At 37.3% G+C, this 21,921-nt stretch carries 16 protein-coding genes, 8 tRNA genes, 1 rRNA gene and 1 pseudogene; 23 read left to right on the top strand and 3 right to left on the bottom strand.

Annotated features, from left to right (window positions below):
* The 3 genes from rrf to G5W_RS0120090 form a co-directional block, all read left to right on the top strand.
* Window positions 1-113: ribosomal RNA gene (gene rrf, locus G5W_RS0120100) — 5S ribosomal RNA — on the top strand; the annotation flags it as partial.
* Window positions 114-197: 84 nt separating this feature from the next.
* A tRNA-Asn gene (locus G5W_RS0120095) sits at window positions 198-272 on the top strand.
* Between the two features lie 23 nt (window positions 273-295).
* Window positions 296-368: transfer RNA gene (locus G5W_RS0120090), tRNA-Thr, on the top strand.
* A 171-nt stretch (window positions 369-539) separates the two neighbouring features.
* Here the strand turns inward: G5W_RS0120090 and G5W_RS21800 are convergent.
* Together G5W_RS21800 and fabI are read right to left on the bottom strand one after the other, a co-directional pair.
* Window positions 540-1,283 carry a YwaF family protein gene (locus G5W_RS21800; protein WP_010099574.1) on the bottom strand — a complete coding sequence of 248 codons (744 nt, stop codon included), beginning with the start codon at window positions 1,281-1,283 and terminating at the stop codon, window positions 540-542.
* Window positions 1,284-1,354: 71 nt separating this feature from the next.
* Entirely contained in the window at window positions 1,355-2,131 is a 777-nt protein-coding gene (fabI, locus tag G5W_RS0120080; RefSeq protein ID WP_010099572.1) for an enoyl-ACP reductase FabI, read from the bottom strand.
* Between the two features lie 240 nt (window positions 2,132-2,371).
* Between fabI and G5W_RS0120075 the strand changes: the two genes are divergently transcribed.
* The 11 genes from G5W_RS0120075 (at window position 2,372) to rocF (ending at window position 8,775) form a co-directional block, all read left to right on the top strand.
* Window positions 2,372-2,443, top strand: a tRNA-Glu gene (locus tag G5W_RS0120075).
* A 6-nt stretch (window positions 2,444-2,449) separates the two neighbouring features.
* A tRNA-Val gene (locus G5W_RS0120070) sits at window positions 2,450-2,525 on the top strand.
* A gap of 5 nt (window positions 2,526-2,530) precedes the next feature.
* Window positions 2,531-2,606, top strand: a tRNA-Thr gene (locus tag G5W_RS0120065).
* A 36-nt stretch (window positions 2,607-2,642) separates the two neighbouring features.
* Window positions 2,643-2,726 (top strand) — tRNA-Tyr (locus tag G5W_RS0120060).
* 10 nt (window positions 2,727-2,736) lie between these two features.
* Window positions 2,737-2,808: transfer RNA gene (locus tag G5W_RS0120055), tRNA-Gln, on the top strand.
* Between the two features lie 214 nt (window positions 2,809-3,022).
* Window positions 3,023-3,095, top strand: a tRNA-Lys gene (locus G5W_RS0120050).
* Between the two features lie 216 nt (window positions 3,096-3,311).
* A complete protein-coding gene (locus tag G5W_RS0120045) occupies window positions 3,312-4,601 on the top strand; it encodes a hydroxymethylglutaryl-CoA reductase, degradative (RefSeq protein ID WP_010099570.1) in 1,290 nt (429 codons plus the stop codon).
* Window positions 4,598-5,578 (top strand): mevalonate kinase, encoded by a 981-nt coding sequence (mvk, locus tag G5W_RS0120040; protein ID WP_010099569.1) that lies wholly within the window; start codon window positions 4,598-4,600, stop codon window positions 5,576-5,578. The genes G5W_RS0120045 and mvk overlap by 4 nt, the downstream gene beginning before the upstream one ends.
* 32 nt (window positions 5,579-5,610) lie before the next feature.
* A complete protein-coding gene (mvaD, locus tag G5W_RS0120035; protein ID WP_010099568.1) occupies window positions 5,611-6,603 on the top strand; it encodes a diphosphomevalonate decarboxylase in 993 nt (330 codons plus the stop codon).
* Window positions 6,590-7,696 carry a phosphomevalonate kinase gene (locus G5W_RS0120030; RefSeq protein ID WP_033445803.1) on the top strand — a complete coding sequence of 369 codons (1,107 nt, stop codon included), beginning with the start codon at window positions 6,590-6,592 and terminating at the stop codon, window positions 7,694-7,696. The genes mvaD and G5W_RS0120030 overlap by 14 nt, the downstream gene beginning before the upstream one ends.
* A gap of 179 nt (window positions 7,697-7,875) precedes the next feature.
* Window positions 7,876-8,775 (top strand): arginase, encoded by a 900-nt coding sequence (gene rocF / locus G5W_RS0120025; RefSeq protein WP_010099566.1) that lies wholly within the window; start codon window positions 7,876-7,878, stop codon window positions 8,773-8,775.
* Between the two features lie 68 nt (window positions 8,776-8,843).
* Here rocF and G5W_RS23480 read toward each other — a convergent pair whose 3' ends face one another.
* Window positions 8,844-8,999 carry an aspartyl-phosphate phosphatase Spo0E family protein gene (locus G5W_RS23480; protein WP_010099565.1) on the bottom strand — a complete coding sequence of 52 codons (156 nt, stop codon included), beginning with the start codon at window positions 8,997-8,999 and terminating at the stop codon, window positions 8,844-8,846.
* A gap of 233 nt (window positions 9,000-9,232) precedes the next feature.
* Here G5W_RS23480 and sigW point away from each other — a divergent pair, with 233 nt between their 5' ends.
* The 9 genes and pseudogenes from sigW to G5W_RS0119970 form a co-directional block, all read left to right on the top strand.
* The gene (sigW, locus tag G5W_RS0120015; protein ID WP_010099564.1) at window positions 9,233-9,796 is read left to right on the top strand and encodes an RNA polymerase sigma factor SigW; all 564 of its coding nucleotides are present in this window, start codon (window positions 9,233-9,235) and stop codon (window positions 9,794-9,796) included.
* 15 nt (window positions 9,797-9,811) lie between these two features.
* A complete protein-coding gene (locus G5W_RS0120010; protein WP_010099562.1) occupies window positions 9,812-10,450 on the top strand; it encodes a zf-HC2 domain-containing protein in 639 nt (212 codons plus the stop codon).
* Window positions 10,451-10,635: 185 nt separating this feature from the next.
* A complete protein-coding gene (gene cdaA, locus G5W_RS0120005; RefSeq protein ID WP_010099560.1) occupies window positions 10,636-11,457 on the top strand; it encodes a diadenylate cyclase CdaA in 822 nt (273 codons plus the stop codon).
* A complete protein-coding gene (locus tag G5W_RS0120000) occupies window positions 11,450-12,685 on the top strand; it encodes a CdaR family protein (protein WP_010099559.1) in 1,236 nt (411 codons plus the stop codon). The genes cdaA and G5W_RS0120000 overlap by 8 nt, the downstream gene beginning before the upstream one ends.
* Before the next feature lie 66 nt (window positions 12,686-12,751).
* The gene (glmM, locus tag G5W_RS0119995) at window positions 12,752-14,095 is read left to right on the top strand and encodes a phosphoglucosamine mutase (RefSeq protein WP_010099558.1); all 1,344 of its coding nucleotides are present in this window, start codon (window positions 12,752-12,754) and stop codon (window positions 14,093-14,095) included.
* 195 nt (window positions 14,096-14,290) lie between these two features.
* On the top strand, window positions 14,291-16,078 hold the full coding sequence (locus G5W_RS0119990) for a S9 family peptidase (RefSeq protein WP_010099557.1): 1,788 nt from the start codon (window positions 14,291-14,293) through the stop codon (window positions 16,076-16,078).
* A 502-nt stretch (window positions 16,079-16,580) separates the two neighbouring features.
* Window positions 16,581-18,383 (top strand): glutamine--fructose-6-phosphate transaminase (isomerizing), encoded by a 1,803-nt coding sequence (gene glmS / locus G5W_RS0119985; RefSeq protein ID WP_010099556.1) that lies wholly within the window; start codon window positions 16,581-16,583, stop codon window positions 18,381-18,383.
* 1,276 nt (window positions 18,384-19,659) lie between these two features.
* Complete coding sequence (locus G5W_RS23050) at window positions 19,660-21,006, top strand: HIRAN domain-containing protein (protein WP_010099553.1); 1,347 nt, start codon at window positions 19,660-19,662, stop codon at window positions 21,004-21,006.
* Window positions 21,007-21,731: 725 nt separating this feature from the next.
* Window positions 21,732-21,921 (top strand): annotated as a pseudogene (locus G5W_RS0119970) (hypothetical protein); the annotation flags it as partial.

The following is a 21,921-nucleotide window of genomic DNA, read 5'->3' as shown; positions in this document are numbered from 1 at the left end:
GGTGATGATGGCGAAGAGGCCACACCTGTTCCCATACCGAACACAGAAGTTAAGCTCTTCAGCGCCGATGGTAGTTGGGGCATTGCCCCTGCGAGAGTAGGACGTTACCAGGCGATTTTTTTGTATAAAAAACTCAAAAGTTGTTCATACTAAAGAAGTAAGCTTATTACATAATAATTTAATTATATTACCATTATTCCACAGTAGCTCAGTGGTAGAGCAATCGGCTGTTAACCGATCGGTCGTAGGTTCGAATCCTACCTGTGGAGCCATTTTTGTGTATAAAATTACATATGCTTCCATAGCTCAGTAGGTAGAGCACTTCCATGGTAAGGAAGGGGTCGTCGGTTCAAATCCGGCTGGAAGCTCTTACTCTTATAAGAAACGACGTCCATTTTAAAGATTGGACGTCGTTTTTTTATTACTTGAATGTAATAATAGGGGGGGTGAGTTTGGTTTGGCTAAATGGATGTACATTACTTGAAACAATTGCTAACATACATAGCTTATTTGTATCATGATAAGCTTCGCTGAACCGTCTATACAACTTCGTCCTTATCAGAACTCAGGAGATAATTTAGTAGCCTATATAGCCCTAAAATGGCTAAATAGACGAACAATCCTATCGCACATAGGTTAAAGTAGTACCAAGCCCCATCGCCCAGGTGATTTAGCGGTGTGTTGACTGATGGTGTTCTCGCAAGAAATAGATAATTGGCGTCTAATCCTGGATTGATAATGAAGCCTATTATGGCCGCATAACATAATAAATACGTATATGCCATGATTGTATCTTTTAAGGTAATCTTTGACATTCTAGTTAGAACTAAAAAGAACGCTGACCAAGATAAGACAATGTGATGTATAAAAAATTGCCAAAACCGAAATTGGGGAAACCCATGGTGTAATTCTGGAGTGACTACCGCTAAAAATGACGGAACTATCGCGATGAATAATATGATCTGAATTAATCGATCATTCTTCGTTAAGAGAGCAAGCATGGTTATAATTCCGGCCATACTGCAAAGCTGAAATGGTAAAAATTCTGGGGGATTCCAATCTTGGTTAACCATACCCCATACTTGGTAGCTTGCTTCAGAAGTAACTAATAGGATAAAGAATCCCCATCGTAATGTATTTGTGACCCTTGCATGTTCCTTCATCTTTTTTGAATAGAATAATAGAATGATGATACCTAGCAGGTATGTCATAATCATAAAATGGTGTTCACTGCCAAATAGTTCAAAGGAATTAAAAGGCTCGCTATTAAACCATACCTCCATATGTCTCCCCCTTTTTGTACACATAGAAAAATAACGCTTACTAAAGCTAGTAAGCGCTATTGTTAATATTGTTAGCCTCCAATAATGTGGTATCCGGAATCAACATGTAGTACTTCTCCTGTTACCCCTCTGGCTAAATCGCTGAGAAAGAACAATGTTGCGTCTCCAACTTGATCTTGATCTACGTTTCGGCGTAATGGAGCTTTTTCTTCGACCATGCCTAATTTTTCATTGAATCCGGAAACCCCTTTTGCTGCTAGAGTACGAATTGGACCAGCAGATATAGCATTCACACGAATCCCATATTTTCCAACATCTTCAGCTAAATAGCGTACACTTGCCTCTAAAGATGCTTTCGCTACACCCATCACGTTGTAATTAGGAATTACTCTTTCTGCCCCTAAGTATGTTTGCGTAACAATACTTCCACCTTCTGTCATTAGCTCTTTTGCTGCTTTCGTAACAGCTACTAGAGAATAGGAACTAATATTTTGAGCGAGTAAGAACCCATCACGTGATGTCTCCGTGAATTCTCCTTTTAGGTCATCACGGTTTGCAAAAGCGACAGCATGGACTAAACCATGAATTATACCAACATTTTCTTTGATTTCGCTAAATGCATTTGTAATGCTTTCATCGTCTTCTACATCACAAGAAACAACGAATTTTGCCTCGATATTATTTTGTTCCAGTAGCTTTGACAGTTTTTTAAACGATCTTTCTTGTCTGTATGTGAAAATTAAATTTGCCCCTGCTTTATGAAGGGACTTTGTTATACCCCAAGCCAAACTTCTTTCATTGGCTACTCCCATGATTACAATATTTTTATCTTTCAATAGTTCAGTCATTTCAAACCTCCAATTATGATTAACTACTAGTACCTAACTATAATTTAACATCTTTCAAGAAAAAAACCAATTTTTTTCTCTTTCTATATAATAATTTTGCAATGATAAACCCTGTAAAATCAACGTTTATTAGGTATTGAGAAATTTTTTTAAAAAAAGTTTAGTTTTTCTCTTTACAAAGAACCGGATTCTGTATATAATAAAATTCGTTGACTGAATGACAAGCTTACTTTTTCAAATGGCCCGTTGGTCAAGCGGTTAAGACACCGCCCTTTCACGGCGGTAACACGGGTTCGAATCCCGTACGGGTCATCAAGTGGAGGATTAGCTCAGCTGGGAGAGCACCTGCCTTACAAGCAGGGGGTCGGCGGTTCGAGCCCGTCATCCTCCACCATTCATGCCGGCCTAGCTCAATTGGTAGAGCAACTGACTTGTAATCAGTAGGTTGGGGGTTCAAGTCCTCTGGCCGGCACCATTTTTTGTATAAAAATAAAATAATAGCTAAATATATGGAGGGGTAGCGAAGTGGCTAAACGCGGCGGACTGTAAATCCGCTCCTTCGGGTTCGGCAGTTCGAATCTGCCCCCCTCCACCATTTAGATTATTGGGCTATAGCCAAGCGGTAAGGCAACGGGTTTTGGTCCCGTCATTCCTAGGTTCGAATCCTAGTAGCCCAGCTTTTTTATTTCTTAGATCTTTTGAGCTAAAGCTTGAACAGCGTAAGAGATACACAATATTCACGAGCCATTAACTCAGTCGGTAGAGCAACGAGTACTTCTCCCGTCGATTAAGCTTCGAGTAACCCCGAAGCATTTGTCTCTTGATTATGCTTGAAGATGCAGGGGTCAACTTGATAAACGCTCACACATCATTAGAATCACTTTATTATATGAGCCATTAGCTCAGTCGGTAGAGCATCTGACTTTTAATCAGAGGGTCGAAGGTTCGAATCCTTCATGGCTCATCCTAAATAATATATAAAAACTAAGGTTGCTAATTCGTTGCAACCTTTGTTTTTATTTGCATTTTATAATGTTTTTTAACATAATAGATAGAGTAATTTATTATTTATAATGGAATTAATGTGAGCTTTTTTAGCCGTTATTTTAGAACTACTATAATCCGTAGAAGGACGAGCGGACTTGATAGTTGAAATTGATATGATAAAAGGATGGTTGGTATGAAATCTTCTAGAATTCCTGGTTTTTATAAAAAAACAGTTGAGGAACGAAGAGAACTTTTACAAGAGGCACTAAATTTTTCTGATGATGAGTTAAGTGCTCTATTTTCAGAAGATGCTTTACCAATCGAGACTGCTGATAAAATGATTGAAAATGTAATCGGAACTTTCCCACTTCCATTAGGATTAGGATTGAATTTCCTCATAAACGGGAAAGACTATATTATACCGATGGCAGTTGAGGAGCCGTCTATAGTGGCATCGGCTAGTCATATTGCAAAAATTGTTCGAGATGCCGGTGGCTTTCAAACAGAAGCATCTGAGAGAATTATGATAGGACAAATACAGGTTGTTGGATGCGAGAATTATGACAGTGCAAAACAGGCGCTTGTAAATGCTAAAAATGGCCTTATCGAAGCTGCAAATGCTGCATATCCTAGTATCGTCAAAAGAGGTGGCGGTGCTACAGATTTAGATGTAAGAATCCTTAATGATTCACCTAATTCCAACTACGGAAAAATGCTTGTTTTACATTTGTATATTAATACATGTGATGCAATGGGAGCGAATATTATAAATACAATGGTTGAGTCATTGGCTCCAATGGTTGAAGACATTGCAAAAGGTAAAGTCTATTTAAGAATATTATCTAACTTTGCTGACCGTTGTGTAGCTAAGGCATCCTGTATTATCCCACCTAGATTATTAGAAACTGGTAATTACACTGGGGAAGAAGTTCGAGATGGTGTTGTACACGCATTTGAATTTGCGGATTCTGATCCCTATCGTGCAGTCACACATAATAAAGGTATAATGAATGGTATTGATCCTGTCGTTATCGCTTCTGGTAATGACTGGCGTGCAGTTGAAGCAGGAGCGCATGCTTATGCTTCGCGATTTGGCAGTTATCGATCCATGACTAAGTGGTCTGTCGATGAAGAAGGAAACTTAGTTGGCGAGTTAGAGCTACCTATGTCCATTGGAATAGTTGGCGGTGCAATTCGTGTACACCCGATATCACAACTCGCGCATAAAATATTACGAACTGAATCTGCTTCTGAGCTTGCACAAGTTATTGTTGCAGTCGGTCTTGCGCAAAATCTTGGCGCTTTAAAAGCTCTTGTAACAGATGGAATTCAAAAGGGACATATGGCCCTGCATTCCCGCTCTGTTGCGATTGCAGCAGGTGCTACTGGGGAGATGATTGATATTATAGCTAAAGAATTGGTGAAGTCGAAAGAAATCCGTGTAGGTAAAGCTATAGAATTGGTGGAACAGTATAAACAATGAGTACGGAAAAAGTAACGATAACAGATAATATAATAGCAACTGAAAAAACTGGAATTGGTATTGCACACAGTAAACTAATCCTAATTGGTGAACATGCAGTTGTACACGGACAACCTGCAATTGCGATCCCATTTCCATTAGTTGGGGTTGAATCCGTTATTGAGCAACATAATGGGCCGATTAAGTTTGATAGTACCTTCTATCACGGACCGATGGATTCAGCACCACTTGCTTTAGAAGGAATTGTTAATAGTATTCATGCAACATTAAAGTATTTATCACTTCCAAAACGAGATATGATTATTCGAGTGAAATCATCCATTCCACCAGGAAAAGGCTTAGGATCAAGTGCATCTGTAGCAATTGCTATCATTCGCTCCCTATTTGCGTATGCTAACGTAGATTATACAGAACGGGAGCTACTTCATTTTGCTAATATAGCAGAAAAATTTGCACATGGATCACCTAGTGGAATAGATACCTTAACAATTACTTCTGAATCGCCTGTATGGTTTGAAATGGATAATCCGGTTAGTTATATAAGTCCTGGTGAAGATTTTCACTTTATAGTGGCAGATTCTGGTCGAATCGGTGATACTAGATCAGCGGTAGAGTCTGTTGCACATCTATTAAAGAAAGCTCCAAAAAAGATTCAATCAAAAATTGAACGTATTGGCGAGCTTACCCATTTAGCAAAACATGCATTGGAAAAAGCGGGAAGAAATCTTTTAGGACAAATGCTGAATGAAGCTCAAAAAGAGTTAGTAGCTCTTGGTGTAAGTGATGAAGGATTGGACCGCCTTATTAATTTTGCCCGTAAAGAAGGAGCTTTAGGAGCAAAATTAACTGGTGCAGGTAATGGTGGATGTATTATAGCCTTGGCGAAGAATGAGATACATTCAAGACAGCTTGCGGAAAAACTGAAGGAATTCGGCGCACACGCTGTATGGCCATTTGTCTTAAGGAAACAAGATTAAAGAAGAGTGGCTCTTGAAAAAGGAGAACCGTAATGAAAGCAACTGCAAAAGCACATACGAATATCGCATTAATTAAATATTGGGGAAAAAGAAACGAAGCGTTAATATTGCCGACCAATAATAGTTTATCCATCACATTGGATGGCTTTTATACAACTACTTCAGTTGAGTTTAAAGAGGACTTATCAAAGGATGCCTTCTATTTAAATGATTGTTTAATCGAAGGAGAACAAAGTAATCGGGTAATCAAATTTCTTGATTTAGTTCGTGACCTTGCTGGAAAAGAACTATTTGCGGAAGTGAATTCCACTAACGTTGTGCCGACAGCTGCTGGATTTGCTTCCTCCGCATCTGGTTTCGCTGCATTAGCAGGGGCTTCCACAAAAGCGCTTGGCTTGGAATTATCGGAAACTGAATTATCAAGATTAACCCGACAAGGTTCTGGTTCTGCTTGTCGGTCTATTTTTGGTGGATTTGCGGAATGGCAAAAGGGACAGAAAGAAGACGGTTCGGATTCGTACGCGGTACCCATTGCAACTGAGAGCCACTGGGATATAAGAGTAGCTGCGGTAGTGCTATCTTCTAAAATGAAAAAGGTCTCTAGTCGATCGGGCATGAGGAGAACAGTGGAAACTTCACCATTCTTCAGAGGATGGGTGGATAGTATTCCAGCGGACTTAACTGCTATAAAAGAAGGTATCCGAGATAAGGATTTCGAAAAGGTTGGTCAGATTGCCGAGGCGAATTGCTTGAAAATGCATGCTACAACTTTAGGGGCTAATCCACCTTTCACATATTGGTTAGATACGACGATGTCTGTGATGCAAACTGTTCAAGAGTTAAGAGCCAAAGGTATACCGGCATACTTTACGATTGATGCGGGACCGAATGTAAAAGTGTTATACCTTCCAGAACATGAGGATATGGTTCAAAACACATTAAGTAATGTGCCAGGTGTTTCCGAGGTGAAATTGAGCAAGGTCGGCAAAGGAATTACCTTTCTAAAGGATGATGAATTTGCTTAATTCCAAGCTAACCATACAAGTTCCAGGTAAGCTGATGATAGCGGGTGAATTTGCTGTCTTAGAACCGTTTCACAAGCTTGCGGCAATGGCTGTTAATCGCTTTGTATATATTGATATCAATCCTAGTGAAAATAAAAATATTTCTTTAGAGAAGTTTCAACTACGAGATTTGAAGTGGTTCTTTAAAAAAGATAGGGTTACAATCATCTCTGAAGATAATCGTGTTAATTTTGTGCAAGAGGCGATGACAATTGCTTGTGTGTACTTAAATGAAAATCAAATACCGATAGAGGATATTTCTATTCGGGTCAAAAGTGAGTTAGATGATAAAACGACTGGTAAAAAATTTGGGCTTGGCTCAAGTGCCGCTGTATCTGTTGGGATAATAACAGCGATGCTACAATGGCATTTGAAAAAAACGCCATCATCAGAGTTAGTTTTTAAATTGGCATCTATCGCACATGTAGCCGCACAAGGGAACGGTTCTGGTGCTGATGTAGCAGCATCTAGCTACGGTGGAGTGCTACAGTACTCTTCCTTTCAAGCGGATTGGCTTCGTGAGGAATATCAACGTTCTAGTACTCTAATGGCGTTATTACATAAGGATTGGAAGTTCTTTTCTGCTAAAAAGATAGAACTTCCAAATAATTTGTACCTATGTATCGGTTGGACAGGTAGTCCGGCATCCACGGGGAATTTGGTTGAAAAAATATTGGACCTGAAAGATCATAACATCGAAAAATACCAAAAATTCCTTAGTGATAGTGAGGAAGCGGTAAGTAACTTTTTAACAGGTATTCACCAAGGTGACTTACAACTATTGTTAAAAGGGATAAGACAAAATAGAGCCGCATTAGTAACTGTTGGAAAAGAGGCAAAAACGGAACTCGAAACACCAATGATTAAAAAGCTTTGTGATAGAGCAGAAGAACTCGGTGGAGCGGCAAAACAATCGGGTGCTGGTGGTGGCGATTGCGGTATTGCTTTTATGCCAACTGAGGAAAGTGCGGAGAACTTAATTCGCGCTTGGCGCACGGAAGGTATTATTCCATTAGAACTAAAACCGTACCAATATGGAGCTAAGGCACTATAGTAGGTATCGTCAGGTGGCGGTGCCTATTTTTCTTTCATACGACGTTGTATTGATAGTATTTCTAGTAATTAGAGAATAGTGAGTGGACTTTTTGGTAATGTATAAATATTCGTAAAATTGTCGAGTTGAGTCGTTTAAATAATCTAAGGTAAAATGAATGTTGGAGGTGGCAATATAGTATGAAGAATAAAATTTCTATGATAGGTGTTCCAATGGATTTAGGACAAAGTCGCCGTGGAGTTGATATGGGACCAAGTGCACTAAGATATGCTGGGGCCATTGAAAGATTGCAAAGCTTAAACTATGATGTACATGATATGGGAGATATTCCAATAAATCGCCCAGGAAGCATCGAAGATAAAGAAAGCAAATTAAAAAACCTAGAGCAAGTAATTGAAGCAAACGAAACATTAGCAAGAATGGTAGACGGAGAAATTCAAAAAGATAGATTTCCTTTAATACTTGGTGGGGACCATAGTATTGCGATTGGGAGCTTAGCAGGGATTTCTAAGCATTATCGTAACCTTGGTGTCATTTGGTATGATGCTCATGGTGATTTAAATACTAGTGAAACATCACCATCAGGAAATATCCATGGTATGCCACTAGCAGTAAGTCTAGGTTTAGGTCATGAAAGACTTACTGGATTATATGATTATGCACCAAAGATTAAACCTGAAAATGTAGTAATCATCGGCGCAAGGTCTTTAGATCCTGGTGAGAGAGAATTAATTCGCGAAAAAGGGATTAAAGTTTATACGATGCATGAGATTGATCGAATGGGTATGTCGGCAGTAATGGAAGAAACGATCCAATACTTGAAAGAAAATACGGATGGGTTACATTTAAGTCTTGATTTAGACGGATTGGATCCAACGGAAGCCCCTGGAGTGGGAACGCCTGTATTAGGTGGGATGACATATCGGGAAAGTCATCTAGCAATGGAAATGATTTTTGATTCTAATCTACTTACCTCACTTGAGGTTGTAGAAGTAAATCCAATTTTAGATGAAAAAAATAAAACAGCTACATTAGCTGTTGGTTTAATGGGTTCTTTATTTGGAGAAAAACTAAAGTAATCCCTATATAAAAAAATGAAAAGGCATTAAATTCGATTCGAATTGATGTCTTTTTTTATCTTTTTTTCTTATTTTGATGCGTTACTTAATTGGTACTCGTTTAGGAGCAAATCTAATTTTTTACTAGTCTCTACTACAACTTCTGAGGTTAAATGGTATGTATCACTTAACGCTATCATTTCTTTTCTACATTGCTCTATTTTCTGCAATAGATGCTTATCCATAACTATACCCCCTAATACTATACATTAAACTATAATACCGTAAATTTACCTTTTTGCAACATTAAATTTAGAAAAATCGATATTTTTTACCCATAATGCGTTATAATAGAATGGAAAATGTTTACTGCAAAAAATGGGACAAACTAGGCGGATGAAATTTTTTAGCAAAAAAGTGAAACCTTTTTTGTTTAGATACGTAAGGTTTAATACCGCATCAGGCGGAGGTACAGGTAATGGAATTAATAATTAGAGATAAAATTAAACAAGTTAAAAAAGGGGATCAAGCTGCGTTTGAAGATATTGTTCTGTTTTATCAGGACAAAATATATCAGCATTGTAACCGAATGCTGGGAAACGCACACGAGGCAGAAGAAATAGCACAGGAAGCATTTATACGTGCTTATATTAATATCCACTCCTATGATGAGCGCAGAAAGTTCTCTACTTGGCTATATCGGATTGCGACGAATCTAACGATTGATCGACTTCGCAAACGAAAACCAGACTACTATCTAGATGCTGAGGTAAAAGGAACAGAAGGATTAGATATGTACTCTCAATTAGCCGCTGAAGACAAACTTCCAGAGGATGAATTAGAAGAGCTTGAGCTGCAAAACTATATTCAAAAGCAAATTGCGGAGCTTCCTCCAAAGTATCGTAGTATAATTATGCTACGTTATTTAGAAGATTTTTCTCTTCAGGAGATTAGTGAAATATTAGATATCCCAATAGGAACTGTTAAAACTAGAGTTCACCGGGGAAGAGAAGCCTTACGTAAAAAGCTTCGTCATGTGTAAAAGGAGTGAATCCAATTGGATTGTAATAAAGAAGCATTAGAATTAATGCATAAGCATCTGGATGGAGATATAACCAGAGACGAAGAGTCACGGTTAAAGGTCCATCTAGAAGGTTGTGCTGATTGCCAAACACATCTTCATGAGTTGAAAAGAGCCATTACGCTTATTCAAAGTACGGAGAATATAAAAGCACCTGATGACTTTGCAGCAAAGGTGATGCAGCAGTTGCCAGTAGAACGCAAAAGCGTAAAATATATGCGCTGGTTTAAGATGCATCCTGTTTTAACAGCTGCTGCCATCTTCTTTCTCTTTACCATAACGGGATTATTTTCCGCTTGGGAGCATGATTCTCAACTAATGGTATCGAACCCTGAGAATTTGATTATCAAAGGTGATACCGTAATTGTACCGGAAGGAGTTACGGTAGAAGGGGACTTAGTAGTCCAGAATGGTGATTTGAAAATAGAGGGAACTGTAGACGGAAATGTAACACTAATTAACGGTAGCTTGGTGGAGGACGATAGTTTAGATAGTAATGGTTTAATGGCGTCTGTAGGAGAAGTTAATGGAGAGTTAAAGGAAGTTGATCGCGCTTTTGAGTGGATGTGGTATCGTATCCAAAACTTATTTAAAAGTATATTTTCATTTGAATAGTTATAACCTGGCTAATAGTCAGGTTTTTTTATTTACACGAATTTAATTGGGAGGTATAATCATTAGAATATTTGTGGAAACATGAGATTAGCTAAATGAAGTATAGCATATTAAATTATGATATAATGTAAGCGGTATTTAATGAAGACGGGAAGATAATTTGATGCATAAAAGGAAGTGTAGGCATGCCTAATGGGGATTTTGGTATTTTAGATCTACTGAGAATAGGCGTAGATATTGGTCTCGTCTGGTATGTTCTATATAAATTAATCATGTTAATAAGAGGAACAAAGGCGATTCAACTGTTAAAAGGAATTGTTGTTGTTTTTGTAGTTCGACTACTTAGTATGATTTTTGAATTGCAAACATTGATGTGGGCAACAAATGAAATCATATCCTGGGGATTTATCGTGATTATTATTTTATTCCAACCAGAACTGAGAAGGGCCTTAGAGCAAATTGGTAGAGGAAATTTATTCTCCAGAAGTACTAAATCTGAGGAAGAGAAACTAGACAAATTTGTAACAGATATTGTTCATGCTTGTAACTATATGGCTAAGAGACGTATTGGGGCACTTATTACGATTGAACGAGAGACAGGTATTGGTGAATATATTGAAACAGGAATACCAATACAAGGGAAATTGACACATCAGCTACTGACCAACATTTTTACACCAAACACACCGCTTCACGATGGTGCTGTAATTATTAAAGGTGATGAAATCGTCGCAGCGGCATGTTATCTACCATTGTCAGAAAGTCCTTTTATTTCTAAGGAATTAGGAACAAGACACAGAGCAGCAATGGGGATAAGTGAGGTTACAGATGCCTTAACCATCATAGTTTCAGAGGAAACAGGAAGTATTTCAGGAACGAAAAATGGAGAACTTCGTAGGGATTTGGGTCAAGATGGATTGAGGGATTTTATACTAGAAAATATAGCTCCTATACAAAAGACTTCTGATAGGAAACCATGGAAGATAGGAGGGAAGAAGCGTGGATAATTGGTTTAAAAGTAAGTGGTTTATCCGAGCAATCTCTCTAGGGTTCGCTATACTTTTGTATGTTTTTGTTGCGATTGAAGAAACCGATAGTACGGAGAATGAAAGTTCTATTTTGTTTGGCGGGTCTGTAAAAACAGAGACATTACAGAATGTTCCTGTAGATATACGAATAGATAGTGATAAATACGTTGTAAGTGGAGTACCAGAAACGGTCAATGTTTCTCTAGAAGGCCCAACTAGTGCCCTCGCTCCAGTGGTAAGACAAAAGAATATTGAAGTGTATGTAGACTTAACAGGATTGAAAGAAGGAGAACACGAGGTTGAAATCAAACACGAGGAAATCTCAAGCCGGCTATCGGTTTATATCGAACCGAAAACCATAAACATTATTATTGAAGAAAGATCAACAGATGAGTTTGCTATCAGTGTTGACTTTATAAATGAGGATAAACTTCCCGAAGGATATCAGATTGGTGATTACAAATTAAATACAGATAAAGTTACCATTACTAGTTCGAAAGAGGTCATTGACCGTATTGCAATAGTGAAGGTATATGTAGATGTAGCAGGAGTAACAGAATCAATTAAGAATCGGGAAGTCCCCGTCAATGTTTATGATAGTCAAGGTAATGAGCTAGGTGTTCGAGTAGACCCTACAACTGTAGTAGTATCGGTGGATATTGATAATCCTAGCAAGCGAGTCCCGGTTAGTGTTGCTACTACAGGGAAATTACCAAATGGATATTCCTTAGTTTCAATGGAAGCTGATTTAAAGGAAATTGAAATTTTTGCAACATCTGATACATTAGCGAATATTGATGAAATAACAACAGAACCAATTAATCTTTCAGATATTACAAAGTCTGGTACGATTGAGGTAAACTTAGCACTTCCTAAAAAGGTTCAAGCTCCAACAGTAGATTCCGTAAAGGTACAGGTTGTCTTAGAACAAACGAAGTCCCTTGAGGATGTGCCGATTGAGGTGGACAACCTATCCAGTGGCCAGGTGATTAATTTCGTCGAACCTAATCAAGAGCGTATCAATATAACTGTATCAGGGAACGAACAAGATGTTAGGGATTTAAAAGCAGAAGATTTTCGTATTTATATCAATGCAAATGGTCTCGATATTGGTAGAAGAAGAGTCCCACTACAAGTAGAAGGACCAAACAATATAACAGTTGAATTGGATATGGAAGAAGTAGTTGTGGAAATAGAAGAAGCTTAAGTTGGTAAAAACACGGTGTTCGTTCGGGAACGTCCATAAAGTAGGATGTAAAGGAGAGGTACAAAAATGGGTAAATATTTTGGAACTGATGGTGTTAGAGGTGTTGCCAATAAGGATTTAACACCAGAATTAGCGTTTAGATTAGGTAGATTCGGTGGTTATGTTCTAACAAAAGAGACATCGAAACCAAGAGTGTTAATCGGTCGTGATACACGTATTTCTGGAAATATGTTAGAAGGTGCATTGGTTGCGGGTCTACTATCGATAGGTGCAGAAGTTATGCGATTAGGTGTAATATCGACACCGGGTGTTGCTTATCTAACTAAAGCAACTAGCGCACAAGCCGGAATTATGATTTCTGCTTCTCATAATCCAGTAGAGGATAATGGCATTAAGTTTTTTGGACCAGACGGTTTTAAACTGCTTGATGAACAAGAGGAAGAAATCGAGAAGCTGTTAGATGGAGAGGATAATTTACCTCGTCCTGTAGGCGCAGATGTTGGAGTTGTATCGGATTATTTTGAAGCGGGTCATAAGTATCTGTCCTTCTTAAAGGAATCCATCGATAATGATTTTGAAGGGATTCGAATTGCATTAGATTGTGCACATGGTGCAACATCAGGATTGGCAACACATTTATTTGCTGATTTAGAAGCGGATGTCTATACAATTGGTTCTACACCAAATGGATTAAATATAAATGACGGAATAGGCTCCACTCATCCAGAAAAACTTCAAGAATTTGTATTAGAAAAAGGTGCTGATATTGGATTAGCGTTTGATGGTGATGGAGACCGTCTAATTGCGGTAGATGAAAAAGGGAACATAGTCGATGGAGACCAAATCATGTTTATTTGTGGGAAATACATGAACGAAAAAGGTTTCTTGCGTCACAATACAATTGTTTCTACTGTGATGAGTAATATTGGATTCTATAAGGCACTAGAAGCAAATGGGATGAGTAGTGTAAAAGCTGCGGTAGGAGACCGCTATGTAATGGAGGAAATGCGTAAGGGTGGATTTAACCTTGGCGGGGAACAATCTGGCCATATAATATTCCTAGATTACAGTACGACTGGAGACGGTATGTTATCCGCTATACAACTTGTAAATGTTCTTAAAAATACAGGTAAAACGCTATCTGAATTAGCAAGTGAAATGACAATCTACCCACAGGTATTAAAGAATGTTAGGGTAACAGATAAAGAAAAAGCATTAAATGATCAAACAATTAAACAAGAAATTGCTAAAGTTGAAGAAGCCTTAGGAAGCAATGGACGTGTATTAGTAAGACCTTCTGGAACAGAACCATTAGTCAGGGTAATGGTTGAAGGACCAACAAAAGAGGATTGCGAGAAATACACGAATCAAATTGCAAAAGTAATTGAAGATTTGTTAGGTGAAAAATAATAACAAGACCCGTCCTCATTCGAGGGCGGGTTTTTTACAGTTAGGAAAGTATATAATGTAAAGCGAGATTCTACCAAACGGATGTAACCGTAATTTTTTACAAAATTTCGGGTTTCGAACTGTCAGACTATACCAAAATAATGTATACTATTTAAAAGTAACTATTTTCAGATATATCTATCAAGGGGGAGTAACATGTTAAACTTTTCAAAACCAACAGTTGAGCAATACTTACGAACATATGTCATCTCCAATTTTGCAATTAGTAAAGATGAAAAGCGACTAGTATTCAACACGAATTTAAATGGAAAGATGAACCTTTGGGCAATGGATTTACCCGATACCTTTCCTTACCTTTTTGCCCAAAAAGATCAATCATCGAATTTTATTAAATTTGACCCAGAGGGACGTTACGTCTTAACGGGATATGATAATAATGGAGATGAAAATTATCAAATTTATGCTGTCTCCAGTGAGGGCGGTATGCCAGAAGGATTGATTACTGGGGACCCTTCCGAAAAGTACTATTTTGTACATTTAAGTGATGATGGGAAAAGATTGTATTATGTAACCTCTGAAGGTAATCCGAGTTTCTTAAACGCACGTGTAAGAAACTTAGAGGACAACTCCGATACACTTCTTCATGAAGGAGAAGCTGGTACTACCTACTTAGCGGCTGTATCAGAGGATGAAAATACATTTGTGTATACGCGTTTATTTGCCAATACATATATTCAATTGTTTGTTAAAGATGGCGATCAAATGGTTAGTCTAACGCCAGACCCAGATAAGGTGCATATTGCTTCAAGTCCTGTGTTTGTCGGTGAAAAGGAAATTTATTTTACAACAAATTATGAAGAAGAATATAGTTATGTAGCCAAATACAACTTGGAATCCAAGAGCTTTGAGAAAGTAGTTCAAATTGTCAAAGAAAGTATAGAAGGTGTTCAATACAACAAAGAGAATAATTACCTTTATTTCTCTACGGAAAAAGGCGTAGAAGATATTCTTTATCGTTATGATTTAACTTCTGAGAAGCTAGAGGAATTATCGACTCCAGTAGATGTTCTAGAAAAGCTAGTTGTAACAAAGGCAGGTAATCTTTATCTATTAGGTCGTAGCGCTACAATTCCTTTTAATATCTATAAATCAACGGATGGTAATTCATGGCAAGCATTAACGAATAACCGTGTTCTCGGTGTTAGTCAAGAGGAAATGGTAGAGCCAGATGTGGTTACGTATAAGTCATTTGATGGTATGGAAATAGAAGCACTACTATTTAAAGCAAAGCCAGAATACAGTAATGGGTACACTATTTTCTGGCCGCATGGTGGTCCGCAAGCAGCTGAACGGAAGATGTTTCGTGCGATGTTCCAAAGTGCTTTAAATAGAGGCTATAACATCTTTGCACCAAACTTCCGTGGAAGTACTGGCTATGGATCTTCATTTGTTAAGCTTGTCGAACAGGATTGGGGACATGGACCTCGCTTAGACTGTGTTGCTGGTATTGAATGGTTATTTGAAAACAATATAGCTGATCGTGATAAGTTATTCCTTGTTGGTGGAAGTTATGGTGGATATATGTCTCTGCTATTACATGGCCGCCATTCGGAATATTTTAAAGCAGTTGTTGACATCTTTGGTGTATCGAACCTATTTACCTTTGTGAATTCTGTGCCACCACACTGGAAACCAATGATGGAGCGTTGGGTTGGTGACCCAGAACGTGATAAGGAAAGATTTATAACGGATTCACCTATTACGTATCTGGATGATATGGTAAAACCTATGCTCGTTATCCAAGGAGCAAAAGACCCACGTGTGGTGAAAGAAGAATCCGACCAAGTCGTTGCTAAGCTAAAAGAAAAAGGACGAGATGTAGAATATCTTATACTGGATGATGAAGGACACGGTTTTTCTAAGAAGGAAAATGAAATAAAAGTGTATAATGTTATGTTAGATTTTCTAGAAAAACATCAGTAATAATTCAAAGAAAAGCACATGGAGTTACGTTTCCCATGTGCTTTTTACTGTATTTGAACGGTTAATATGAACGATTGAAGCAATATAACATATACTACTTACATCACCCGAAACGATTTTAAAATTGACCATGTTCATCACATCGGTTAAAATAAATTGGTAACCATTCTGGCATTTTTTACTGCCAAGAAAAGGGTGATGTTTTTAGATAGAAAGGAGGATAGGGATTAATACTAATAAAGCGCCAGGACTATTTTCTGATCGGAAAATGAAAATAGTTGACGAGGAAGAAGGTTATCGAAGATTTCGGCGGGTGCCTTCCGATTGCACACTCCAGTCGTCACGCGTTTTCTATAAAACAATAGGGTGACCTATTGCACAAAGGGAAAAAGCTGGGTGTAACTAAAAAACAAAACACGAGAAAGGGGCAATAAAACGCCCCGTAAGGATTAATCTTTTTACAATTGGTCGTTTGTTGCCCCTAGAGGAGGAACAACAACGAATGTGTGGAATTGTAGGTTATATCGGACAACAGGATTCAAAAGAAGTACTACTAAATGGATTAGCGAAGTTAGAATACAGAGGATATGACTCTGCTGGTATTGCATTGTTAAATGAAGATGGTATCAATCTTTTTAAAGTTAAAGGTCGTATTGCTACATTGAGAGAAAGTGTTGATGCAGGTGTTCATGCAACAATGGGGATTGGCCATACACGCTGGGCAACACACGGTGAACCTAGTGAAGAAAATGCGCATCCACATCAAAGCACATCTGGTCGATTTACACTAGTTCATAATGGAGTAATCGAGAATTATCAGGATATAAAGAAAGAATATCTTCAAGATGTAGTGTTCAGAAGTGAGACAGATACAGAAGTAGTCGTTCAATTAATTGAAAAGCTATTTGAAAAAAATCAGGATACGTTAGTAAGCTTCCGTCAAGCAATGGAAATGCTTGAGGGGTCATATGCAATTGCTTTGATTGATAACGAAGATTCTGACACACTGTATGTTTCTAAAAATAAAAGTCCATTATTGGTTGGTTTAGGAGAAGGTTTCAATGTTGTTGCAAGTGATGCAATGGCAACTTTGAAGGAAACTGATCAATATCTTGAAATCCATGATAAAGAAATTGTTATTGTGAAACGTGATGCTGTTACGATTCAAAAGCTGGACGGAAGTGTGGTAGAGCGTAACCCTTATACTGCTCAAATTGATGCAAGTGATATTGAAAAGGGCACTTACGAACACTTCATGCTGAAGGAAATTGATGAACAGCCAATCGTGATGCGAAAAATTATTAAAGAATATCAGGATGAAGCTGGTGAACTGACGTTAGATGAAGATATTCGAGCTGCAATGAAAGCAGCTGATCGAATTTATATTATTGCGGCAGGAACTAGCTATCATGCAGGATTAGTTGGGAAGAATCTTATTGAAAAAGTAGCAGGAATACCTGTAGAAGTTCATGTATCAAGTGAATTTTCGTATAATATGCCATTGCTATCAGAAAAGCCACTATTTATCTTTATCTCACAAAGTGGAGAGACAGCAGATAGCCGTGCAGTTTTAGTAAAAATTAAAGAAATGGGACATCCAGCACTTACAGTAACTAATGTGCCAGGATCCACCCTTTCTCGTGAAGCGGATTATACGCTACATCTACATGCGGGACCAGAGATTGCGGTAGCATCTACAAAAGCATATACAGCACAGATTGCTGTATTAGCAATCCTAGCAGTAGATACAGCAAAAGTGAAAGGCATTGAGTTAGATTTTGACTTAATGCAAGAGCTTGCCATAGTTGCTAATGGTATTGATGCCCTAACAGGTCAGAAAGAAGAGCTTGAATCACTAACAAGAGATTATCTTGAAACAACAAGAAATGCATTCTTCCTTGGACGTAGTTTGGATTATTATGTTTCATTAGAAGGTGCGTTAAAGCTTAAAGAAATCTCTTATATTCAAGCAGAAGGATTTGCTGGTGGTGAGTTAAAACACGGTACCATTGCTCTTATCGAAAAAGGCACACCAGTTATTGCACTTGCTACACAAGCAAATGTAAATTACTCTATTCGTGGTAATGTTCAAGAGGTTGTTGCACGTGGTGCCAACGCGATGATCATTAGCATGAAAGGACTAGAGCAAGACGATGATGCATTTGTACTTCCTGCTGTGCATGAATTGTTAACACCACTTATGAGTGTGGTACCGTTACAAATCATTGCATATTACGCTGCACTTCATCGTGGTGCAGATGTTGATAAGCCAAGGAATCTGGCTAAGAGTGTTACAGTGGAGTAGAAGAAGATTAAGTTTATTATTGATATATCTCCCTGCTAAAATCCATTTCCCTCTGCTAAAAAGTCGGTACCTACTGCTAAATAGTTGGTTCCGAACGATAAAGGAACGGGGAAGTTCAGCGGGAGAAAACGCTATGTACTCGGAGGGTTTTTCAAACATCATCCAATAGGGATGTTCAATCCCAAGTCAATAAAAAGTCGGGCTGGATCCAATAGTGATTCAGTCCTTTTCTTTTTTGTTCAATATCTCTTCAGTCCCTTACCAATAGTAGCTTTAAGCGGTATTCAATATCTTTTCCAGTCATTATCCTGTCTCCCCGTTACTCTCCCTTTCAAAAATGTAACTCTTCTTACAAGATGTAAGTAAGTTTTACAAAGAAGGGGAAGCGGAGGCAGGTATGTATCGGGCTTTATGTAATACTCCAATCAGAATCGGGAGCGTACCGTTGGTACGCCTTCTCGGTTCTTTTTTGTTTGGAGAAAAGACTTATAAAGCAAGCGTGACAAGGCGTGAGTAGATGTAAGAATAAAAGATAGTGTGATGAAAAAGCGTGAAGAAAAGCGTGGGGAAAAGCCTGAAAATGCTCTCTCCTTTCACCTAAATCCTTAACTCTCCTCTGTAAATCTTAGTTCCATTTTTCAATATTTTAACGCATGATTATCACCTGATTTCTGAAAGAAATGGTGATTTTCTTTGTAAAACTTAGTTAAATTGAAAGGCGGGGATAAAAGGGGGAAAGGGGCGTGAGAGTAAGAGGGAGAAGGTGTTGAGGGGTAAGGGGGAGCTTTGTAAAATGGAGTTACGTGGGCATATATCCTCACTTTATCAATCCAACGGATTTCCAATCTCTATTCAGTATGTTTCCTAACTGTAACTTAATCCTCAAATTGTTACATTTTCTATTTTCTCTTCATTCTTCTTTTATCCATTCAGGGAAAAACTTAATTACAATGGCAGAATATTCGATACAACCCAGACGGGTTAATTCTGGTCAAATTCGGGTGTTTTAGGGAAGAACTTTATAACATTGCCTTCAGGCTTAGAAATGGGGTTGAAGCCTTGGGGGATAGGGGATGGAGGGGGATTTGGTTTGGGAACGACTTAGAAACAGATACATATAGTAGATGTGCAAAATGGATTTTAGTAATTTTTTCTATATTTATGCTGTATAGGTTAGTAAAATTTGGTAGAGTTAAGGTGGATAACAATGGATAATTAAAATGTAGTTATTTACCATTTAGGAAAGAGTCAATTTTATTTTATAAAGGAGGAAGCCATGAGATACGTAAATCAATACGAAATAGAAGGAAAAGAATTTAAGTCGTTTATTTATGAGTGTATTGGAAAAAAACTGAAACCTGAAACGGTTAAGATGCGTGGTTGGATTCGTGAATTTACTTTATATAAGAAGGACCTTCCAACTTTTGAACAAATCATGGAAAACTCATTTATTAAAAGCTATAAGATTATAGAGGGTGTTAATACTGGTTCTGAAACTATAGAGGTTAAATACCTAGAGCAATATCCAATAAATGATAAGAAAGAAGAAGAAAGATTTCGTCAAGTTAATGAAGAAATGTGGGATATTGAAGTTAATTCATGGGGGCAGAATCTTAATTACGAAAATATGCACGAATTTGACGAGATTGTAATTGGTAAAAGGTTCTCTTATTTCATTTTAGATAAAAAATATGAGGAGGATGCTCGAAATATTGTAAAGCATGTTTTAGATATGGATATTGAAGTAAATCATGTTGATATAGTAAGTGATAAATTTGAAATAAATGGGCTAATTTGGTTTAAAATCAATAACTTTTACAATGAAGATGTCTATCCCTCGTATAAGGTTCTAAGTGTCCTTTCAAAAAGTAATATTAATCATTGTATCTATCAGGATATGGATGGTAGTTTAAGTTTAGATATACGGATGAAGGCAAGAGATTCAAGGGAATCACACGTTAAATTTAGAGATGATTTAAAATTGGTTTTTAATTCCTCTTGGGAAGCGAATATAGCTAGATTATTAAACTATTTAGGTATTAAATGGGAATATGAAAGAGAATCCTACTTTGTTGAATCCGATCATTTCTCACATTATTATATACCAGATTTTTTTCTTGATAATAATACACTTATTGAAGTGAAAGGATTTTGGGATAATGAAAGTTTAAAAAAAGTATCCTTATTTAAGGAACAACATAAGGAACATAAATTGCTAACAATTGATTCTGATATGTATTACACATTGGATAAAATGTATAAAAAAGTAATCCCCGAGTGGGAGAAAGCGTCTGTCTTGATTAAAAGGGAGAGATTACCTGTGGTTGGAGTGACAAGACCAGAGAGAAGAAAATTTGTTAGTAATGTTAAGATCGGTGATAACTTATTTTTAATAAGAGATGAAGACAATCCTTATGATAGAAATGCTATATTAGTAGTTGATAATGATGATAACGAAATTGGATTTATTGCAAAGGATTGGGCATCTATATATGCAGACAAGCTAGATGTAGGGATGAAATTTAATGCAGTAGTCGAACAAAAGGAAGCAAAAGTAATCAAAATTGTTGTAGAGAGAATAAATATTAATGACATCAATTCCTTATATGAGTTTTTAAAATAAAGTGTATTATTGTCTTTCGATAACTTAGTATCAATTAATTTTTGTTTTTCTCTGTTTTGAGCCAGGTCGGTATTAGAAGAGGATAAAACTTAACATAGTGTGTACGTATTCTGATAGGTTTTTCAATCACTTTTCAATAGGAATATTCACTCCCAAATCAATACAATTCGGGCTGTATCCAATAGTGATTCAGTCTTTTTCTTTTATTCCTCCAATCCTTTGCCAATATTAGTATTAAGCCGTTTCCAATATCCTTTCTACTCTATCAATCAAACTGATTTTCAATCTCTATTCAGTGTGATTCCTAACTGTAACACCATCCCAAAACTGATACATTTCTTCGTTTTACTTCACTTTTCTTCTCTCTTCTCCATTCTGGGAAGAACTTAGTTTAAATGTCCGAATATTCGATACGAGGAAGAACGGTAAAAGAGTGATAGAGCCTAGGGACGCAAAGATTTGAGGGGAGTGAGAGGGGAGGGATGGATTTGGCAGGGGAATAGTTATTGTGGCTTTGAAATAAAGTTGAACTGTTAATAAAAAATCGCACCATCTTGAAAAAGTTTAATCTTTTGCAATAAAATGAACTAAAAGTTCTAATCCCTTTAAATGTTGCTAGATTACTTACTGTTTTTTAGATGGTCTTTTAGTTTTTAGGAAAATAAAAAAGACATCAAATAATTCAAGGAAGTATAATGGTATGTATTAAAATAAGGAGTTTAAAAATGAATCTATACGAATTATTTCAAATGTGGGTAAATCATCCAAAAAGAGGAAGTGGTAGAAGAAATTTAGGTAATACAGATGAATGTTGGAAAAAGGTACTACAAGATATTCGTAATTGGGAGAGCAGTGAAGATAAAAATGATAATGATTTTGCAAAATATCTACTTTATACGGGGAAAATAAGAAGGG

Origin of the sequence: Ornithinibacillus scapharcae TW25 (assembly GCF_000190475.1) — a bacterium.
GTDB classification, from domain to species: domain Bacteria; phylum Bacillota; class Bacilli; order Bacillales; family Amphibacillaceae; genus Ornithinibacillus; species Ornithinibacillus scapharcae.
Note: the sequence above shows the minus strand (reverse complement) of the source record. Positions and strands in the feature narration are given on the sequence as shown.